This window comes from Streptomyces sp. NBC_00859, assembly GCF_045161865.1.
GTDB lineage: Bacteria > Actinomycetota > Actinomycetes > Streptomycetales > Streptomycetaceae > Streptomyces.
In genome coordinates this window covers 1,096,016-1,113,518 of sequence record NZ_CP108826.1, presented here as the reverse complement: position 1 = coordinate 1,113,518, position 17,503 = coordinate 1,096,016, and the positions used below count along the sequence as shown (strand labels likewise).

Annotated in this window: 16 protein-coding genes and 1 pseudogene; 13 read left to right on the top strand and 4 right to left on the bottom strand. The window is 71.3% G+C overall.

Features of this window, described 5'->3' with window-relative positions:
- Window positions 1–7 precede the first annotated feature (7 nt).
- Both OG584_RS04680 and OG584_RS04675 read left to right on the top strand, forming a co-directional pair.
- A complete protein-coding gene (locus OG584_RS04680) occupies window positions 8–706 on the top strand; it encodes a gamma-glutamyl-gamma-aminobutyrate hydrolase family protein (protein WP_405775248.1) in 699 nt (232 codons plus the stop codon).
- Window positions 707–805: 99 nt separating this feature from the next.
- Window positions 806–1,372, top strand: a complete 567-nt coding sequence (locus OG584_RS04675; RefSeq protein WP_405775246.1) for a HEAT repeat domain-containing protein — start codon at window positions 806–808, stop codon at window positions 1,370–1,372.
- Here OG584_RS04675 and OG584_RS04670 read toward each other — a convergent pair.
- Together OG584_RS04670 and OG584_RS04665 are read right to left on the bottom strand one after the other, a co-directional pair.
- Window positions 1,321–1,893 carry a GNAT family N-acetyltransferase gene (locus tag OG584_RS04670; protein ID WP_405775244.1) on the bottom strand — a complete coding sequence of 191 codons (573 nt, stop codon included), beginning with the start codon at window positions 1,891–1,893 and terminating at the stop codon, window positions 1,321–1,323. The two genes, OG584_RS04675 and OG584_RS04670, sit on opposite strands and share 52 nt — an antisense overlap.
- 22 nt (window positions 1,894–1,915) lie before the next feature.
- Window positions 1,916–2,980: an Rv2578c family radical SAM protein gene (locus OG584_RS04665; RefSeq protein ID WP_405775242.1), complete on the bottom strand. Its 1,065-nt coding sequence runs from the start codon at window positions 2,978–2,980 to the stop codon at window positions 1,916–1,918.
- A 146-nt stretch (window positions 2,981–3,126) separates the two neighbouring features.
- Here OG584_RS04665 and OG584_RS04660 point away from each other — a divergent pair, with 146 nt between their 5' ends.
- The 3 genes from OG584_RS04660 (at window position 3,127) to OG584_RS04650 (ending at window position 6,956) form a co-directional block, all read left to right on the top strand.
- Window positions 3,127–3,570: an SRPBCC family protein gene (locus tag OG584_RS04660; protein WP_405775240.1), complete on the top strand. Its 444-nt coding sequence runs from the start codon at window positions 3,127–3,129 to the stop codon at window positions 3,568–3,570.
- 218 nt (window positions 3,571–3,788) lie between these two features.
- A complete protein-coding gene (locus tag OG584_RS04655; RefSeq protein WP_405775238.1) occupies window positions 3,789–6,194 on the top strand; it encodes an MFS transporter in 2,406 nt (801 codons plus the stop codon).
- 153 nt (window positions 6,195–6,347) lie between these two features.
- Window positions 6,348–6,956: a PAS domain-containing protein gene (locus OG584_RS04650; protein WP_405775236.1), complete on the top strand. Its 609-nt coding sequence runs from the start codon at window positions 6,348–6,350 to the stop codon at window positions 6,954–6,956.
- Between the two features lie 17 nt (window positions 6,957–6,973).
- On the opposite strand, the gene OG584_RS04645 is transcribed toward OG584_RS04650, so the two are convergent.
- Window positions 6,974–7,963, bottom strand: a complete 990-nt coding sequence (locus OG584_RS04645; protein WP_405775235.1) for an MASE1 domain-containing protein — start codon at window positions 7,961–7,963, stop codon at window positions 6,974–6,976.
- A 302-nt stretch (window positions 7,964–8,265) separates the two neighbouring features.
- On the opposite strand from OG584_RS04645, the gene OG584_RS04640 reads away from it, so the two are divergent.
- The 6 genes from OG584_RS04640 to OG584_RS04615 all read left to right on the top strand — a co-directional run bounded on the left by OG584_RS04640 (window position 8,266) and on the right by OG584_RS04615 (window position 15,445).
- The gene (locus tag OG584_RS04640) at window positions 8,266–9,585 is read left to right on the top strand and encodes an amidohydrolase (RefSeq protein WP_405775233.1); all 1,320 of its coding nucleotides are present in this window, start codon (window positions 8,266–8,268) and stop codon (window positions 9,583–9,585) included.
- A 105-nt stretch (window positions 9,586–9,690) separates the two neighbouring features.
- Window positions 9,691–10,524 (top strand): M55 family metallopeptidase, encoded by an 834-nt coding sequence (locus OG584_RS04635; RefSeq protein WP_405775231.1) that lies wholly within the window; start codon window positions 9,691–9,693, stop codon window positions 10,522–10,524.
- Window positions 10,517–11,863 carry a M20/M25/M40 family metallo-hydrolase gene (locus OG584_RS04630; RefSeq protein ID WP_405775229.1) on the top strand — a complete coding sequence of 449 codons (1,347 nt, stop codon included), beginning with the start codon at window positions 10,517–10,519 and terminating at the stop codon, window positions 11,861–11,863. Before OG584_RS04635 ends, OG584_RS04630 begins: the two co-directional genes overlap by 8 nt.
- A 14-nt stretch (window positions 11,864–11,877) precedes the next feature.
- Window positions 11,878–13,869, top strand: a complete 1,992-nt coding sequence (locus tag OG584_RS04625) for a prolyl oligopeptidase family serine peptidase (protein WP_405775228.1) — start codon at window positions 11,878–11,880, stop codon at window positions 13,867–13,869.
- Window positions 13,866–14,828: an LD-carboxypeptidase gene (locus tag OG584_RS04620; protein ID WP_405775226.1), complete on the top strand. Its 963-nt coding sequence runs from the start codon at window positions 13,866–13,868 to the stop codon at window positions 14,826–14,828. Before OG584_RS04625 ends, OG584_RS04620 begins: the two co-directional genes overlap by 4 nt.
- A gap of 62 nt (window positions 14,829–14,890) precedes the next feature.
- Window positions 14,891–15,445: a GNAT family N-acetyltransferase gene (locus OG584_RS04615; protein ID WP_405775224.1), complete on the top strand. Its 555-nt coding sequence runs from the start codon at window positions 14,891–14,893 to the stop codon at window positions 15,443–15,445.
- A 40-nt stretch (window positions 15,446–15,485) separates the two neighbouring features.
- On the opposite strand, the gene OG584_RS04610 is transcribed toward OG584_RS04615, so the two are convergent.
- A complete protein-coding gene (locus OG584_RS04610) occupies window positions 15,486–15,821 on the bottom strand; it encodes a DUF6204 family protein (RefSeq protein ID WP_405783887.1) in 336 nt (111 codons plus the stop codon).
- Window positions 15,822–16,318: 497 nt separating this feature from the next.
- Here OG584_RS04610 and OG584_RS04605 point away from each other — a divergent pair.
- Both OG584_RS04605 and OG584_RS04600 read left to right on the top strand, forming a co-directional pair.
- Window positions 16,319–16,446: pseudogene (locus OG584_RS04605) on the top strand (IS481 family transposase); the annotation flags it as partial.
- 705 nt (window positions 16,447–17,151) lie between these two features.
- Entirely contained in the window at window positions 17,152–17,484 is a 333-nt protein-coding gene (locus tag OG584_RS04600) for a hypothetical protein (RefSeq protein ID WP_405775222.1), read from the top strand.
- Window positions 17,485–17,503 lie beyond the last annotated feature (19 nt).

The window sequence follows — 17,503 nt, the reverse complement described above, 5'->3', positions numbered from 1 at the left end:
CGCCCCGATGTCCCAGCCACTGATCGGCATCAGTACCTATCTGGAAGAGGCCCGGTGGGGGGTATGGGCGTTGCCCGCTGCGCTCGTGCCCGCCGGATACCCCCGGCTGGTGCAGCGAGCGGGCGGGCTCGCGGCGCTGCTGCCGCCCGACGACCCGTCGGCCGCCGCGCCGGCCGTCGCCCGCCTGGACGGGCTGGTGATCGCCGGCGGGGCGGACGTCCAGCCCGCCCGCTACGGTGCGGCCGCGCACCCCAGGACCGGGCCGCCGGCCCTGGAGCGGGACGCCTGGGAACTGGCCCTGATCGAGGCCGCGCTGCAGAGCGGTGTACCGCTGCTCGGCATCTGCCGGGGGCTGCAGCTGCTGAACGTCGCACTGGGGGGCACTCTCGTCCAGCATCTCGACGGCCACGCCGGTGCACCCGGGGTCTTCGACCGCCATGCCGTCACGCCCGTCCCGGGGACGCTGCTGGGCGACGCACTGCCCGAACCGGTGTCCGTACCCACCTACCACCATCAGGCGGTGGACCGGCTCGCCCCCGGACTGCTCGCTTCGGCGTACGCGGACGACGGCACCGTCGAGGCGCTGGAGCTGCCCGGAGCACGCGCCTTCACACTGGCCGTGCAGTGGCACCCGGAGGCCGGCGACGACACCCGGGTGATGGCCGCGCTGGTGGCGGCGGCCCGCGACGGGTCCGCGGTGCGGTGAGGGAGGGCCGGCCTGCGTTCACCGGCGCCGGTGAGACCCGCTTCGGCCGGGAAGGCCGTACGCCAAGTGCGGTCGCGGTCGCGGCACTACGCTTCGAGCATGGACGAGGAACTGCGGTCGTTCACGGACCGGCTGCGGGACGAGGCGGGAGGCTCGGCGGCGTACAGGCGGCTGATGGCCACCGGTGACCGTGAGGAGCTGGCCGGCGTCCTCACCGCCACCGGACAGCCGCTGTGGGCGCGGGAGCTCGCTGCCATCCGGCTCGGCCGCGCAGGTGACAGCCGGGCCTTCGAGGCCCTCGTGCTGCTGCTCAACCACCGCGACCCGGAGCGCTGCGTGTCCGCGGCGCACGCGCTCGTCCGTCTCGGTGATCCGCGCACCGCCCGCGCGGCGGCGGCCCTCGCCACGAACCCGCTCCGCACGGCCTATGCGCTGCAACCGGTGCGGCTGCTCACGGAGTTGCGCGCGCCCGAGTCCGTGCCCGCCCTGATCCGCACACTGGCGCCGCTGCTGACACCGGACGGCCCGCATGCGCGGGTCGCGCTCGGCTGCGTCGACGGGCTCGGACTGCTCGGCGACCCGCGCGCCCGTCCGGTACTCGAAGCCGCTCTGACTCAACCGGCGCTGGGCATCGCGGCGTCGCGGTCGCTGAGCCTTCTCGCGTAACGCACCTCGGGGACCGGGCTCCCGGCCACCCGGAAGGTGTCCTCCGTGCCGTCGAAAGTGAAACCCGCCTTCTCGTAGAACCGGCGCGCGCGGGTGTTTCCCGCGAGGACCCACAGGCGCAGGGTGCGGTGGCCCGCCGCGGTGGCGCGGGCGATCATCTCGTCCAGCAGCGCGCGCCCGACGCCGGACGAGAGGTGTCCGGGCAGTACGTAGATGGCGTACAGCTCGGCGCCACCCGTATGTGCCGCGTCGGCCCGGTGCGGTCCGCAGCAGGCCCAGCCGACGACGGCACCTTCCCGTTCGGCGACCACGTGGACGGTTCTCGCCCCGCCCTCGGCGAACTGTGCGCGGCGCGCGGCCGCGTCACGGGCCGGGTCCATCGCGTCGAGGTACGGCTGGGGGACGAGCCCGGGGTACGCGAACTGCCAGCCCCGTACTCGCACCACGCCCACCGCTTCGCAGTCCTCGACCCCCATGCCCCTCAGACCGACCGGCGGACGGGTTCCGGCTGGTGTCGTCATGGGTCCATTCTGGCCGTCCGGTTCAGATCAGCGTCAGCTGGGTGGGCTCCGGTGCCGAAGGCCCGTGCGGGTACGGCGTCCGCCCGGCCCGGCGCGGGACGGTGCGCTGGGTGGGCCCGATGCCGTATTCGGTGGCCAGCTCGTGCACCTGGCGGGTGATCCGCCGCTGGTACCACTTGGGGGCATAGGCCCCCTCGGCGTACAACCGCTCGTAGCGCCGGACCAGTTGCGGATGGTGCTGTCCGAGCCAGGACATGAACCACTCGCGCGCCCCCGGCCGCAGATGCAGGACGAGCGGGGTCACCGATGTCGCCCCGGCGGCCGCGACGGCGCGGACGGTGGCGCGCAGCTGGTCGGGATGGTCTCCGAGGAACGGGATCACCGGAGCCATCAGCACGCCGCAGCCGATCCCGCTGTCGGTCAGCGTCCGCACGGCGTCGAGCCTGCGCAGTGGTGACGGGGTGCCGGGCTCCACCGTGCGCCACAGATCCTCGTCCACGAAGCCGACCGAGACGCAGACGCCGACATCGGTGACCCGTGCGGCCTGCTGGAGCAGCTCCAGGTCGCGCAGGATCAGCGTTCCCTTGGTCAGGATGCTGAACGGATTCGCGTACTCGGTGAGGGCCGAGATGATGCCCGGCATCAACCGGTAGCGGCCCTCGGCGCGCTGGTAGCAGTCGACATTGGTGCCCATCGCGATGTGCGCGCCCTGCCACTGGCGGGAGGCGAGTTTGCCGCGCAGCAGCTCCGGTGCGTTGACCTTCACGATGATCTGCGAGTCGAAGCCGAGGCCGGTGTCGAGGTCCAGATAGCTGTGCGTCTTCCTCGCGAAACAGTAGACGCAGGCGTGACTGCAGCCGCGGTAGGGGTTGACCGTCCATTCGAACGGCATGCGCGAGGCCCCCGGTACCCGGTTCACGATCGAACGGGCCCGTACCTCGTGGAAGGTGATCCCCCGGAACTCCGGGGTGTCGAAGGTTCGGGTGGTCACTGTGTCCGCTCCGAACAGGGCGGCGTTCTGACCGGTTCCGACGTCCCCTGTGGTGACGGCAGTCCCGCCGTTCTCGGTCAGCTGGTCCCAGCGCATGGCGCCTCCTCGATAGCACGTACTCTCGAATAGAACACCTGTTCCCATCGTATGCGCAACCCGGATTTCCGTGCCCGCACCCGAGGTGGTTGGCTCAGCACGCGGTTCATCACACCGACTGAAGAACGACAGCTGGAGGAACTGGCATGGCGCAGGTAGAGGCCACCACCGAGCGGATCATCGCGGCGGACGCGGAGGCGGTGTTCGACGCGCTCGCGGACTACAGCGGCACGCGCGCGAAGCTCCTGCCCGCACACTTCAGCGAGTACGAGGTCCGGGAGGGCGGTGACGGCGCCGGCACGCTCGTCCACTGGAAGCTCCAGGCCACCAGCAAGCGCATCCGGGACTGCCTGCTCGACGTGACCGAGCCGACGGACGGTCAGCTCGCCGAGAAGGACCGGAACTCGTCCATGGTGACCACCTGGACAGTCACCCCCGCGGGCGAGGGGAAGTCCAAGGTCGTCGTCTCCACCGTGTGGAACGGCGCCGGGGGCGTCGGCGGGTTCTTCGAGAAGACCTTCGCTCCCAAGGGGCTCGGCCGCATCTACGACGAGCTGCTCGCGAAGCTCGACGCCGAAGTGGGCAAGTGAGGCCGACCGGCACGGCCGGCTCGCCGCGTAACCCCTTCGGGCGGAAATGATGCTCACCGGTTCGAGTGGTTTTCTGTACGGCCCCGTTGTGCGCCGTAGGGGCTCCCACCGGCCCTGAAGCCCCCGGCGTGCGCCTCGCGCGCCAATCGTCGCGCTTGCACCCCCTTGTCGTCGAATGCGAGAAAAGGGCGGCGCAGGCGCGACGAGGGGAGCGGTACGTGGGTGGAATCACTCTGGTGAAGGACGGTCCGGACGGGCAGACCGATGTCCGGACGGAAACGGCGGCGAGTCAGCCGCCACCACCTCCCGCGCCGGGGGAGCGGGCCGAACTCAGCCCCAGCCGGGTCCGGATGGTGTTCTTCGGGCTGATGCTCACGCTGCTGCTCGCAGCCCTCGACCAGATGATCGTGGCGACCGCGCTGCCGAAGATCGTCGGTGAGCTGCACGGCCTGGACAAGATGTCCTGGGCCGTCACGGCGTACCTTCTCGCCTCCACGATCGGCCTGCCGGTCTACGGCAAGCTGGGCGACCTCTTCGGCCGCAAGAGCATCTTCATGTTCGCGATCGTCGTGTTCGTGATCGGCTCGGCGCTGGCCGGCTGGTCCCGGACGATGAACGAACTCATCGCCTTCCGCGCCGTCCAGGGCATCGGCGGCGGCGGTCTCATGATCGGTGTGCAGGCGATCATCGGGGACATCGTGCCGCCGCGCGAACGAGGCCGGTTCATGGGGCTGATCGGCGCGGTCTTCGGGCTCGCTTCCGTCGCCGGGCCGCTCATCGGCGGATTCTTCACCGACCACGCCTCCTGGCGCTGGTGCTTCTACATCAACGTGCCGTTCGGCCTGGTCACGCTGGCCGTCATCGCAGTGGTGCTGAAACTGCCGAAACCCACGGCCAAGCCGCGCCTGGACATCCTCGGCGCGCTCCTCCTGGCTGTCGCGTCGACCTGTCTGGTGCTCCTGACGACGTGGGGCGGCAACGAGTACGCCTGGGGCTCGCGCACCGTCCTCGGGCTCGCCGCGGGATGCGTCGTGGCGGCTTTGCTCTTCCTGGCCGTCGAGCACCGGGCGCCCGAACCGATCATCCCGCTGCGGCTGTTCCGCGACTCGATCTTCAATGTGACGGCGCTCGTCGGCGCTGTGGTGGGCGTCGCGCTCTTCGGAGCCGCCAGCTATCTGCCGACCTTCCTGCAGATGGTCGACGGCGCGAGTGCCACCGAGTCCGGGCTCTTCATGCTGCCGATGATGGGCGGCGTCGTCGTCGCCTCCATCGTCTCCGGACAGCTGACCAGCCGCACCGGGCGGTACAAGATCTTTCCGCTGCTCGGCTGTGCGATCTCGGCCGTCGGGATGTGGCTGCTCTCGCGTCTGGAGACCGACACCCCCCAGCTCACGTACAGCGTCTGGATGGCCGTACTCGGCATCGGCATCGGGCTGATCATGTCGGTCCTGGTGCTCGCCGTGCAGAACTCCGTCGCACCCCGCGACCTCGGCACAGCCACCAGCGCCAACAACTACTTCCGGCAGATCGGCGGCAGCGTCGGGGCGGCGGTCTTCGGCGCGCTCTTCGCCGGCCGGCTCACCGACGCACTCAAGGTCCGTATCCCGTCCGGCTCCCGGCTGCCCGACCCCGAGTCGATCACCCCGCAGCTGGTCCGTTCACTGCCGACCGCGCTGCGGGAGGGCTACATCCGGGCGTACGCCGACGCCATGCCCCGGATCTTCCTCTACCTCGTGCCGGTGCTCGCGCTCGGCCTGTTCATCGCCTTCTTCCTCAAGGAGAAACCGCTGGTGTCCCACAACGCCCCCACAGCCGCACCGGATGCCGCTGTGCCCGCCGCCCGCGCCGCGGAAGCCCCGTACATCGCGGGCGTCCCCGTCTGCGGGACCGTCCAGCACTACGACGGATCCACGGTGCCGCGCGCGGCACTCACTCTCATCGACATCACCGGGCGCCAGATCGGGCGCGGTGCGAGCGGCGAGGACGGGCGGTACGCGCTGAGCGTGCCCGGATCCGGCTCGTACGTCCTCATCGCGGCGGCCGGCGGCCACCAGCCACAGGCCGTCAGCGTGACCGTCGGTGAACGCCCCGTCGATCTCGATGTGGTGCTCGGCGGCGCCGGACGGCTGGCCGGGACCGTGGTCACCGCGGACGGCACGCCGGTGCGCGACGCGGCCGTGACCCTCACCGACGTACGCGGCGAGGTCGTCGCCTCCACCCGCAGCGGGCGGGAAGGCAGCTACGTCATCAACGAGTTGGTGGCCGGCGAGTACACCCTCGCGGGCAGCGCGCCCGCGTTCCGCCCCACCGCGATGCCGGTCAGTGTGCAGGCCGCACGGGAGACCCGGCAGGACGTGGAACTCGCCGGCGGCGCCGTACTGCGCGGCACCGTGCGCGCCAGCGGCGGCCGGCCGGTCGAGGACGCGCGGGTGACGCTGCTGGACGCGGCGGGGAACGTGGTGGACACCCTCACCACGGGCCCTGACGGCACCTTCCGCTTCGTGGACCTGTCGTCCGGTGAGTACACCGTGATCGCGGCGGGCTACCCGCCGGTCGCGACGGTGCTCCAGGTCGCGGGCGGCGGACGTACCGAGCGCGACCTCCAGCTCGGGCACGAGGACTGACCGGCGCGGACTGAGGGGCCGGCGTGTGCATGGTGCACCACCGGCCGTTCTCCGGAGCCCTGTTCAGCCGATGCCCCGCGGACGCCGGACCGGGCGCCGTACGGTGGACACACGTCCCACGGAGCCCTGCGGACGGGAAGGAGCCTCCCACCCATGGACCTTGGTGGACCGCATCGGCCGGCCCAGCCGCGCGGCACCGCGGCGGGCCGTTTGCCGCTCGCCGTGGTGGTCGTCGATGCCGAAGGGATGGTCTCGTACTGGTCGAGCGGTGCACGCCGGCTGTTCGGCGTGGCGCGCCAGGACGCCGTCGGCTGCGCCGCGGGTGAACTGCTGCCGGTGGCCGGAGTGTTGAGCCGGGAAGGGCAGTACGGGCCGGAGGGGATGTGTGCCGGTCCCGGCCCCGGCGACTCGGTCAGCGGTATCACCGCCCGCCCGTCGGCGGGCCGGGCCCGGCTCGACGAGCCGCTGCGCGGCCGGATCGACGTGCTCTGGTGGGCGTACCCGCTGCCCGGCCCCGGGCTCCTGGTCCTCGCCGCCGATGCCGCGCAGGTCGAGGAGGGCGGCGCCGCCGGGACGACAGCCCCCGGCTTCGCCCCGGGCGACGGCTTCCCCGGCTGCCGGGACCTGGCCGGACGGCTTCCCGGAATCCTGTCTGACATGAGCGTGCGGGAAGCGGCCGGTATCGCCTCCCGGGTCCACGAACTCGGCTGTCCCGTACTGGAGTTCCCTCACCGTGACCGGGTGCCCGTCACCCCTGGCTGAGGTGGGCGGCGGGCGTTTCAGAGACCGCCGTCGGTGGGCGGCCGGATCCCCACCTGCCCCGGCGCGAGCTGCTCGACCAGGTCGGCCAGTTCCAGGCAGGCCAGCTCGATCTTGCTGCGGATGTTCTTCTGCTCGGTGACGATCGCGGCCAGCAGCAGCGCGGTCAGCGCCACCGAACCGTTGAACAGTGCGACATTGGCCGTCACTTCGAACAGCGACTGGTGACGGAACGGGCCGACGTTCCCGGTCGCCGCGATGACCGCGAACACCGAGACGAGACACGCGCAGGGGGCGCTGCCCGGCAGCTGGAAGCGGATCGCGGCCCAGATCAGCAGCGGAAAGACGAGGAAGAGCAGGACGAGCGAGCTCCGGGTGGCCAGCAGGGTGATCACGACGGCGGTGACGGACAGCGCGGTCGCTTCGGCCCACCGGTCGGTTGCCCTGGGCAGCCTGGCTCTGCCCAGGACGAGCAGCACAGGGGTGGCGACGAGCACGCCCATGGCGTCACCGGCCCACCACGCCGACCAGACCGGCCAGAACTTCTCACCGGGGAGCTTCCCGGTGACGGCCAGCGTGCCGCATCCGATGCTGGCGCTGACGAGCATCGCCGACATCGCGCCCAGGAAGACCAGGGCCACACCGTCGCGCAGCCGGTCCAGCGCCGGGCGGAAGCCCACCCGGCGCAGCAGCAGAAACGCGCAGACGGGGGCCAGGGTGTTGCCCGCCGCGATGGTGACCCCTGGCTGAGTGAGCGTGCTGCTGATCGTGGCGATGGAGAACAGGGCACCGACCGCGATGCCGGGCCAGACCCTGAGCCCCAGATGGAGCAGGGCGCTGAGGGCGACGCCGGTGGGCAGCCAGAGAGGCGTGATCACCGCTCCGTCGACGACCACTTCTCTGAGCAGGCCGAGCCGCGCCGATCCGTAGTAAGCGGCGGCCACCAGCACCATCTGCACGACGAGCACCGCAGGCCGTCGGGTGTCCGGTGCGAACAGAGCAGTCGCCATGGGTGCGCCCCGGGGAGAGGAATCGATTTGAACCGGTATTCCCCCTGAAGCCCGCAGTCGCGCCCCATCCGGAGAAGTTAGCTGATCCAGACCAACCGGGAATGCGGCTGCCCCGGCGTGGATTCCCGGCAGCCGGGACCAAGGGGTCACCCGGGTCCTGACGTTGGAGCCGCGTCCGCGGCCGACCTCCGGGAGCGGCTCCGGAGGTGTACGTCAGGGGGGCGCCCCCGTGACGTACGCAGGTCACGGTCCTGAATACTCGGAACGGACCACCGCTCCCGACACGCAGCGAGGAACCAGCCATGAGCACAGAGCAGAGTGCCGGAAGCACAGCCGGCCCGGCCGATGTCCTGCGTGACCGGGACACCGCAGCGCTGACCGAACTGCTCCCCGTACTCTCCGAGCTCTACCAGGACCTCCACCGGCACCCGGAACTCTCCGGCCAGGAGCACCGCACTGCCGCAACGCTGGCCCATGCCCTGGAGGCGCTGCCCTACGAGGTGCACACCGGCGTCGGCGGCACGGGCATCGTCGCGCTGCTGCGCAACGGCCCCGGACCCACCGTCCTCCTGCGCGCCGACACGGACGCACTTCCGGTGGAGGAACAGACCGGCCTGCCGTACGCGAGCACAGAGCAGGCCCCCGGCCCGGACGGGAGCCCCGTGCCCGTCATGCACGCCTGCGGGCATGACATGCACGCTGCCGCCCTGATCGGCGCTGCGCACCTGCTCGCCGGGTCCCGCGACGCCTGGTCGGGGACGCTGATGCTGGTTCTCCAGCCCGCCGAGGAGACCCTCCAGGGTGCCCGCGCCATGGTCGCCGACGGCCTCTTCGAGCGTTTCGGCAAGCCCGACATCGTGCTCGGCCAGCATGTCGGGCCACTGCCCGCCGGGTACGTGGGATTCCGCGAGGGCCCGGTCATGGCCGGTGTCGAGGCGGCGTCCATCACCCTCTACGGGCGTGGCGGCCACGGCGCCCGGCCGGAAACGACCGTCGACCCGGTCCTGCTCGCGGCCCATGTCGTCGTACGCCTTCAGGGCATCGTCGCCCGTGAGGTCCCGCCCGGCGAGACCGCCGTCCTGACGGTGGGCCGGCTCCAGGCGGGCACCAAGGACAACATCGTCCCCGGACACGCCGAGATCGGACTCACGCTGCGGGCCCACTCGGAAAGCACCCGGGCGCTGCTCCACCGAGCGGTGGAGCGCATCGTCCATGCCGAGGCGTCGGCGAGCAACAGCCCTCGCCCGCCCGTCGTGCGATGGCTGATGGACGGCCCCGCGCTCGTGTCCGATCCGGAAGCCACTCGTGTGACCGCTTCGGCCGTGGCCGCCCGCGTCGGCCAGGAGAGGATATTCCCGATACCGGCCGTCACCGCGAGCGAGGATGTCGGGTTCCTCGCGCAGGCAGCCGGAGTACCGATCGTCTACTGGTTCTGGGGCGGACCCGATGCGGACACGGTACGGGCCGCACTCGCCGACGGCACCCACGACGAACTCCCCGGCAACCACTCACCGGAGTTCGCCCCCGCGCTGCATCCCACCCTGGAAACGGGCGTGCACAACCTCGTGGCAGCCGCTCTGGCCTGGCTCGACGGGAGCACCGACCAGGAGCGCCGAACGTGACCGGTGCTCTGTCCGGGGCCGGTGGAACTCACGTCAGTGGTGTGTACCTCTGGTGGTCCCATAGCCCCTGGCCTGGGCATTCAGTGGCGAGTACGGTGGGGCGCTATGAAGATCCTCATCAGCGCCGACATGGAGGGCGCGACGGGTGTGACCTGGCCCGGTGACGTCCTGCCGGGCAGCTCGCAGTGGGAACGCTGCCGGTCGCTGTTCACATCCGACGTGAATGCGGCGGCCCTCGGCTTCTTCGACGGGGGCGCCGACGAGGTGCTCGTCAACGAGGCCCACTGGTCCATGCGCAACCTCCTCATCGAGCAACTCGACGAGCGCGTCCAGATGCTCACGGGACGCCACAAGTCGCTGTCCATGGTGGAGGGTGTCCAGCACGGCGACGTGGACGGGATCGCCTTCGTCGGGTACCACACGGGCGCCGGCATGGAGGGCGTACTCGCTCACACCTACCTCGCCAACTCGATCACCGGAGTCTGGCTCAACGGCGTACGGGCGAGTGAGGGCCTGCTCAACGCTCACGTCGTCGCGGAGTACGGAGTCCCCGTGGTGCTCGTCACCGGCGACGACCTGGCCTGCGCCGACGCGCTGGGATACGCGCCGCGGGCCCGCACGGTGGCGGTGAAGGACCACGTCTCGCGGTACGCCGCGGTCTGCCGCACCCCTGCCCGTACGGCCTCCGACATCCGGTCGGCCGCAGCGGAGGCCGCCGAGCTCGCGGTGCGCCACGAACCCGTGACCGGCACTGCCTTCACGGTGGAGGTCGAGTTCGACGCGGAACATCTGGTGGGTGCGGCGACCGTGGTGCCGGGCGTCCGGCGGACCGCCGAGCGGCGCGTCGCGTACACCAGCGCGACGATGTATGAGGGCATTCGGACCTTCAAGGCGGTCACGACGCTCGTCTCGTCCGCGGTGGAGGAACAGTATGGCTGACGTGAACTCGATGGAAGCGGTCTCACTGGACGCGGTGGCGCTCGACGAGGTGGTGGACTTCACCTCGGAGCTGATCCGGATCGACACGACCAACCGGGGCGGCGGCGACTGCCGGGAGCGGCCCGCCGCGGAGTACGTCGCCGAGCGGCTGGCCGGTGCGGGTATCGAGCCGACGCTTCTGGAGCGCACCCCCGGACGTACCAACGTGGTCGCGCGGATCGAGGGCACCGACCCGTCGGCGGACGCCCTGCTGGTACACGGGCACCTGGACGTCGTGCCGGCCGAGCCGGACGACTGGACGGTGCATCCGTTCTCCGGTGAGGTCCGCGACGGTGTGGTCTGGGGCCGCGGCGCCATCGACATGAAGAACATGGACGCGATGGTCCTCGCTGTGGTGCGGGCCTGGGCGCGCGAAGGCGTGCGGCCACGGCGCGACATCGTCATCGCCTACACCGCCGACGAGGAGGCGAGCGCCGTCGACGGCTCCGGCTACCTCGCCGACCACCACGCCGGACTCTTCGAGGGCTGCACCGAAGGGATCAGTGAGTCCGGGGCCTTCACCTTCCACGCCGGCCCGGACATGCCCGTCTACCCCATCGCGGCGGGGGAGCGCGGAACGGCCTGGCTGAAACTCACCGCGCACGGCAAGGCAGGACACGGCTCCAAGGTCAACCGGGACAACGCGGTCAGCAGGCTGGCCGCCGCCGTCGCCCGGATCGGCGATCACCAGTGGCCGGTGCGTCTGACCCCGACCGTGCGGGCCGCGCTCACGGAGATCGCCGCGCTGCACGGCATCGATGTGGACACCACCGATCCGGGCCTCGACGTGGACGCGCTGCTCGCGAAGCTGGGCCCGGCCGCGGCCCTGGTCGAGCCGACGGTCCGCAACAGCGCCAACCCGACGATGCTCGAAGCCGGTTACAAGGTCAACGTGATCCCCGGGCACGCGACGGCGTACGTCGACGGGCGGATGGTGCCCGGCGGCGAGGACGAGTTCCGCGAGACGCTCGACCGGCTCACCGGGCCCGATGTCGACTGGGAGTTCGACCACGGCGAGGTCGCGCTGCAGGCCCCGGTGGGCTCGTCGACGTACGCGAAACTGCGTGCGGCGGTCGAGCGGTTCGCACCGGAGGGCCATGTGGTGCCCTACTGCATGTCGGGCGGCACGGACGCCAAGCAGTTCTCCCGGCTGGGGATCACCGGATACGGCTTCTCGCCGCTGAGGCTGCCCATCGGCTTCGACTACCAGGCCCTGTTCCACGGGGTCGACGAGCGCGTGCCGGTGGACGCACTGCACTTCGGTGTCAGGGTGCTCGATCACTATCTGCGTACCGCATAGGGGGAGTTGTGAGTATGGCACCCACCGGGGCCTGCGGGTCCTGGCCTTCGCCGATCGACGCCGCACTCGCGGCAGCGCAGGACGGCCGCCCCGAATTCCTCGGGACGGTCGGCGACGAGGTGTGGTGGACCGCGCCGCGCCCGGCGGAGGGCGGCCGGCGCGCGCTGGTGCGTCGGCGGGCGGACGGCAGCGAGGAGACGGCGCTGCCCGCCCCGTGGAACGTCCGCAGCCGGGTCATCGAGTACGGCGGACAGCCCTGGGCGGCGGCGGCGCGGCCATCGGGCGGGCCGCTCGTGGTCTTCGTCCACTTCGCCGACCAGCGCCTCTACGCGTACGAGCCGGACGCGCAGGGCGCGGCGGCGCAGCCGCGGCCGCTCACCCCGGTCTCCGCCGTGGGCGGCGGACTCCGCTGGGTGGACCCGACGGTCCATCCGGACCGTGGCGAAGTCTGGTGCGTACTGGAGGAGTTCACCGGCGAGTCGCCCACCGACGTGCGGCGGGTCGTCGTGGCGGTACCGCTGGACGGTTCGGCCGCCGATGACCGTGCGGCGGTGACCGAACTGTCCGACGGGCGGCACCGCTTCGTCACCGGCGCGCAGCTCTCACCGGACGGCCGGCGCGCCGTCTGGCTGGGCTGGGACCATCCGCGGATGCCGTGGGACGGCACCGACGTCATGCTCGCCGACGTCACCGCGGGAGGGCCGTTCGAGAATGCCCGCCGGTTCGCCGGAGGGCCCGACGAGTCCGTCGCCCAGGTCTGCTGGGCGGCCGACGGGCGGCTGCTGTTCGTGTCCGACCGCACCGGCTGGTGGAATCTCTACCGGGCGGAACGGGACGGCGCCGTGGTCGCGCTCTGTTCCCGTGACGAGGAATTCGGCGGACCGCTCTGGAAGATCGGCCTCAAGTGGTTCGAACCGCTGGACAACGGACTGATCGCCGTGGTTCACGGCCGGGGCGGCACAGCGCTCGGTGTACTCGACCCGGAGAGCGGTGAACTCGTCGACGGGGCCGGCCCCTGGACCGAGTGGGCCTCGACTCTCGCCGCGTACGGCAGCCGGGTCGTCGGCCTCGCGGCCGGCCCGCGCAGCACGTTCGAGGTCGTCGAGCTCGACACCAGGACGGGCCACACCCGCGTCATCGGCTCCCCGCACCGGGACGCGGTGGACCCCGCGTACTACCCCGATCCGCAGGTCCGTGCGTTCACCGGACCCGGCGGCCGGGAGATCCACGCCCATGTGTACCCGCCCCGCAGCCCGGACCGCACCGTGCCCGAAGGGGAGCTCCCGCCGTACGTCGTCTGGGCGCACGGCGGCCCCACCAGCCACGCCCCGCTCGTACTCGACCTGGAGATCGCCTACTTCACGTCACGCGGCATCGGCGTGGCGGAGGTGAACTACGGCGGCTCGACCGGCTACGGCAGGGAGTACCGCAACCGGCTGCGCGAGCAGTGGGGCGTCGTCGACGTGGAGGACTGCGCGGCCGTCGCCGGGGCGCTCGCCGACGAGGGGGCGGCCGACCGTGCCCGGCTCGCGATCCGCGGCGGCAGCGCCGGCGGCTGGACGTCCGCGGCCTCACTGGCGGCCACCGGGGTCTTCGCCTGCGGCACCATCATGTACCCCATCCTCGATCTGGCCGACTGGGCGTCCGACGGCGGCACACACGACTTCGAGTCCCAGTACCTGGAGAGTCTCATCGGGCCGCTCGCCGGGGTCCCCGACCGCTACCTGGACCGTTCGCCCGCCCAGCACGCCGACCGGGTGAGCGCGCCGTTCCTGCTGCTCCAGGGGCTCGACGACGTCATCTGCCCGCCGGCCCAGTGCGAGCGGTTCCTGGCACAGCTGGCGGGACGCGGCGTACCGCACGCGTACCTCACCTTCGAGGGCGAGGGGCACGGGTTCCGCAGGGCCGACACCATGATCCGCGCACTGGAGGGCGAACTCTCCCTGTACGCGCAGACCTTCGGTATCGACGAGCCCGGCGTCCCCGTCCTGGAGCTCGGCACATGAGCCCCGCGCGCCCGGCCCGCACTCCGCAGCCCCTCGTACCCCTGGCCCGGCCCGCCCGGCTGCGGCCGGGCTCCCGGGTGGCCGTCGTGGCGCCCAGCGGACCCGTCCCGGAGGACCGGCTCACGGCGGGGCTCGACATCCTCCGCGGCTGGGACCTGGACCCGGTGGTCATGCCCCATGTGCTGGACAGGCACCCGCGGTTCGGATACCTCGCGGGCAACGACGAGTCCCGTGCCCGAGACCTCCAGGAGGCGTGGTGCGACCCGCGGGTGTCCGCGGTCCTGTGCGCGCGCGGCGGATACGGCGCGCAGCGCATGACCGATCTGCTCGACTGGGCGGCGATGCGCGCGGCCGGCCCCAAGGTGTTCGTCGGCTACAGCGACGTGACCGCGCTGCACGAGGCGTTCGCGGTACGGATGGGGCTGTCCACGCTGCACGGCCCGATGACCGCGGCACTCAGCTTCCTGAAGGACACGGACACTCAGGAGTCCCTGCGTGCCACGCTCTTCGAGCCCGACACGGTGCGGACGCTCGGCCTCGGCACCGCCCGCACCCTGGTCCCCGGCCGGGCGGCCGGTATCACGCTCGGCGGTTGCGTCTCCCTGCTCGCCGCGGATCTCGGCACGCCGCACGCCCGCCCTTCGGCGCGCGGCGGGCTGCTGCTGATCGAGGACATCGGCGAGGAGGCCTACCGCATCGACCGGATCCTCACCCAGCTGCTCCGCTCGGGGCTGCTGGACGGTGTCACGGGTATCGCGCTCGGCTCCTGGGTGGACTGCACACCGGCCGACGAGATGCGCGCGGTGCTGACCGACCGGCTCGGCGGGCTGGGCGTCCCGGTGGTCGGGGAATTCGGCTTCGGTCACTGCACCACCGCGCAGACGGTGCCCCTCGGTGTCCCCGCAGTCCTGGACGCCGACGCCGGCACGCTCACTCTGGACGTCCCGGCGCTGATGTGAGCCGCCGGCGGCGCGCCGGGGCCGCCACCGTGCGGCGCGCCGGGCCGGACTAACCTGGCCCGATGCCGGACACGACCCCATACCTCGCCGCGGGCCCCCGTGTGGGCATCCGCCCCTTCTCGTACGACGACGCCGGGGAGTTCACCGCGCTGGTGCGCGAGAGCAGGGATCTGCACCACCCCTGGCTCGCCCCGCCCGCCGACCCGGAAGGCTTTCTCGTCTACGCCCGGCGGCTGATCGAGGACCCGTCGAAGGCGGGCTTCCTGGTGTGCGAACACGAGGCCGGGGCGGCAGGTCGCATCGCGGGGTTCATCAACGTCAACAACATTGTGGAGGGCGCGTTCCGCAGCGGGGCGCTCGGATACGGCGCCTTCGCGCATGCCGCCGGCCGCGGTCTGATGGGGGAGGGGCTCCGTCTGGTGATGGCGTACGCGTTCGGCCCGCTCGGCCTGCACCGCCTCGAGGTCAACATCCAGCCTGCCAATGAGGCCTCACTCGCTCTGATCCGCCGGGCCGGCTTCCGTCTGGAGGGGTACTCGCCGGACTTCCTCTTCATCGACGGCGCCTGGCGGGACCACGAGCGCTGGGCGTTCACCGCCGAGATGACGGTCCGCTGACAGCGGCGCCGCGGGCCCCTGCCCCGCAAGCCCGGGGCGGTCAGCGGCCCTTGCGGTTGATCTTCATGGTGTCCATGTCCGTCACGGTCGAGCGCAGCGGACCGAAGCCGTGCCCCAGCTCCTTGAGCGCCGTCTCCGCGCGGTCCTCGGCGATCGCGCCCGCCATCTCATCGCCGTCCGCCGCGTCGGATACGACGACATAGCGGAACGAGAAGTGGCTGAGCGCCCTGTCGTAGGTGAGTGAGCCCTGCTCGGTGAAGTGCATCTGCGTCAGACCGTGCTCGTCCACCTCGGCGAGCAGCCGGGCCCGCGAAGCGTCCGTCAGCGCGCCCCAGGTGCCCCGCACAATGACCCGGTAGGTGTGCTGCTCGGCCATCTCGTCCGCCCTCGTCTCGTTCGTACACCCTTCCCGGCCGAAGACTACGGGGCGCACGGGAGGCTCCGTCCACCGGTTTCTTCGCGCGCTCTGTCGAGGATGGAGTGGCCCCGGCGTGCTCCGGTGACGCGTCCGAGGGTGCGGAGCAGGCGGACCAGGTGGGAGCAGGCTGAGGCTTCATGCCCACGGCATTGGCGAGGTCACCGACCGCGCGGGGGCCTTCTGGATCCGGGTCTACTTCGCCGAGGACGAGCCCTCCATATCGAACCGCTGACCGCTGACCGCTGACCGACTGGCCGCTGACCGACTGGCCGTGGAGCAGTTGGTCCGTAACCCGTACACCGGCGGGCGCGTGCCATGGCGTGATCAGGCCGGGCCTGGTCCGGGGCCCGGACGACCACGGTCAACTGTCCATCGTCCACTCGGTCGCCCGCCTGTTCGCCGCCGCCCTCGGCGTGCACCCGGCCATCGTCATCCTCCGAGCCAGGAAGCCCGGCATGGTCCACCGCAACGCACCCCTGACCGAAACCGGCCCCCTGCGCCCGGCGCAATGCGTGGTCGACGCCAATGGCCGCTGCGCCGCGCGGCTGAACGCTTCCAGGTCTCGCCCACCACTGCGGAACGCCGAATCGGTATCGGCTGAGCACTCGGTGCACGGGGTGGAGGGATTGAGGCCGAGCAGGTAGGCGATGCGTGCTGGGCACCAGAGGCGCGGTCGGAGCAGGGACTTGCTCTCCGGAACGAGGGCGCAGTGACAACGGACACCACAGCAGCTACATCGCCTCGGAACAGCCCCGAGCGTGCCCGCTGATCACTGTGGCGCACCGGAAACTCCAAGGTCGCCGACAGAGTCGAGCTAAGGGCATGCGTAGGAAGGCCCTGGGCCTCAGATGAGGCGGCACCCGGGATACGCGACCGGAACAGGACATGGGAAAGCGTGTTGAGGCTTCGCAGTCCGGCTTTCCTTTGAGTTTATGAGGCCAGTTTCGGAGCCGCCTTTCGATCGATCTGCCGGGAACGCATTCGTGGCCACGCGCGCTTTGGATTGGCCGGGGACCACAGGGAGAATTTATTCACCCGGACGGACCTGGTCCTGCCGGAGAGGCGAACGGAGGACTGGGCGTGTCTGCTTGACTTGCTGCAGGCAGGCGGGCTTGACTCCGGAAGGAGAAAGGCCGTCTCCCTCTGCCGACGGCGGCCGTTCGCGTCGGATCCGGCGCGAACTCTTTCATTCACGGGACATCACTTCACCTCTGCTCTCGCATTGAGGTGCGCACCCGTGCGCGCAGACTCGCCCCATCCCCATCCCCATCCGGAACAGGGAGTATTCATGTCCGAAGAGATCTCAGTACCCGAGCCGGCAGAACCCGGGCAGACGACCCCGCTCTCGCGGCGGGGGCTGATGAAGAACACCGCCGTAGCGGGCGCCGGAGCTGCCTCTGTGCTGGTCCTCGGCGCTGCCGGTAACGCCGCTGCCGATCAGCCTCAGGGCAGCCCGATCGGCCCGCCGTCAGCGGAAAGCACCACCGGTCGGGAGGACCAGCAAGTGGTGGTGCACCTTCGCAACGCGATGACCGGAGCAGCCGACATCTTCCACGGTGACCAGCACACCGAGGTGGTCGACCGAGGACTGGCCGAGGCCATCATGCGCAACCTCCGCTGAACCAGCCCACAACCCAGCT

Bases quoted from the DNA above. Each gene is read 5' to 3' on its own strand.
- OG584_RS04680 (WP_405775248.1), top strand. From the start codon at position 8: ATGTCCCAGCCACTGATCGGCATCAGTACCTATCTGGAAGAGGCCCGG.
- OG584_RS04675 (WP_405775246.1), top strand. From the start codon at position 806: ATGGACGAGGAACTGCGGTCGTTCACGGACCGGCTGCGGGACGAGGCG.
- OG584_RS04670 (WP_405775244.1), bottom strand. From the start codon at position 1,893: ATGACGACACCAGCCGGAACCCGTCCGCCGGTCGGTCTGAGGGGCATG.
- OG584_RS04665 (WP_405775242.1), bottom strand. From the start codon at position 2,980: ATGCGCTGGGACCAGCTGACCGAGAACGGCGGGACTGCCGTCACCACA.
- OG584_RS04660 (WP_405775240.1), top strand. From the start codon at position 3,127: ATGGCGCAGGTAGAGGCCACCACCGAGCGGATCATCGCGGCGGACGCG.
- OG584_RS04650 (WP_405775236.1), top strand. From the start codon at position 6,348: ATGGACCTTGGTGGACCGCATCGGCCGGCCCAGCCGCGCGGCACCGCG.
- OG584_RS04645 (WP_405775235.1), bottom strand. From the start codon at position 7,963: ATGGCGACTGCTCTGTTCGCACCGGACACCCGACGGCCTGCGGTGCTC.
- OG584_RS04640 (WP_405775233.1), top strand. From the start codon at position 8,266: ATGAGCACAGAGCAGAGTGCCGGAAGCACAGCCGGCCCGGCCGATGTC.
- OG584_RS04635 (WP_405775231.1), top strand. From the start codon at position 9,691: ATGAAGATCCTCATCAGCGCCGACATGGAGGGCGCGACGGGTGTGACC.
- OG584_RS04630 (WP_405775229.1), top strand. From the start codon at position 10,517: ATGGCTGACGTGAACTCGATGGAAGCGGTCTCACTGGACGCGGTGGCG.
- OG584_RS04625 (WP_405775228.1), top strand. From the start codon at position 11,878: ATGGCACCCACCGGGGCCTGCGGGTCCTGGCCTTCGCCGATCGACGCC.
- OG584_RS04620 (WP_405775226.1), top strand. From the start codon at position 13,866: ATGAGCCCCGCGCGCCCGGCCCGCACTCCGCAGCCCCTCGTACCCCTG.
- OG584_RS04615 (WP_405775224.1), top strand. From the start codon at position 14,891: ATGCCGGACACGACCCCATACCTCGCCGCGGGCCCCCGTGTGGGCATC.
- OG584_RS04610 (WP_405783887.1), bottom strand. From the start codon at position 15,821: ATGGCCGAGCAGCACACCTACCGGGTCATTGTGCGGGGCACCTGGGGC.
- OG584_RS04600 (WP_405775222.1), top strand. From the start codon at position 17,152: ATGTCCGAAGAGATCTCAGTACCCGAGCCGGCAGAACCCGGGCAGACG.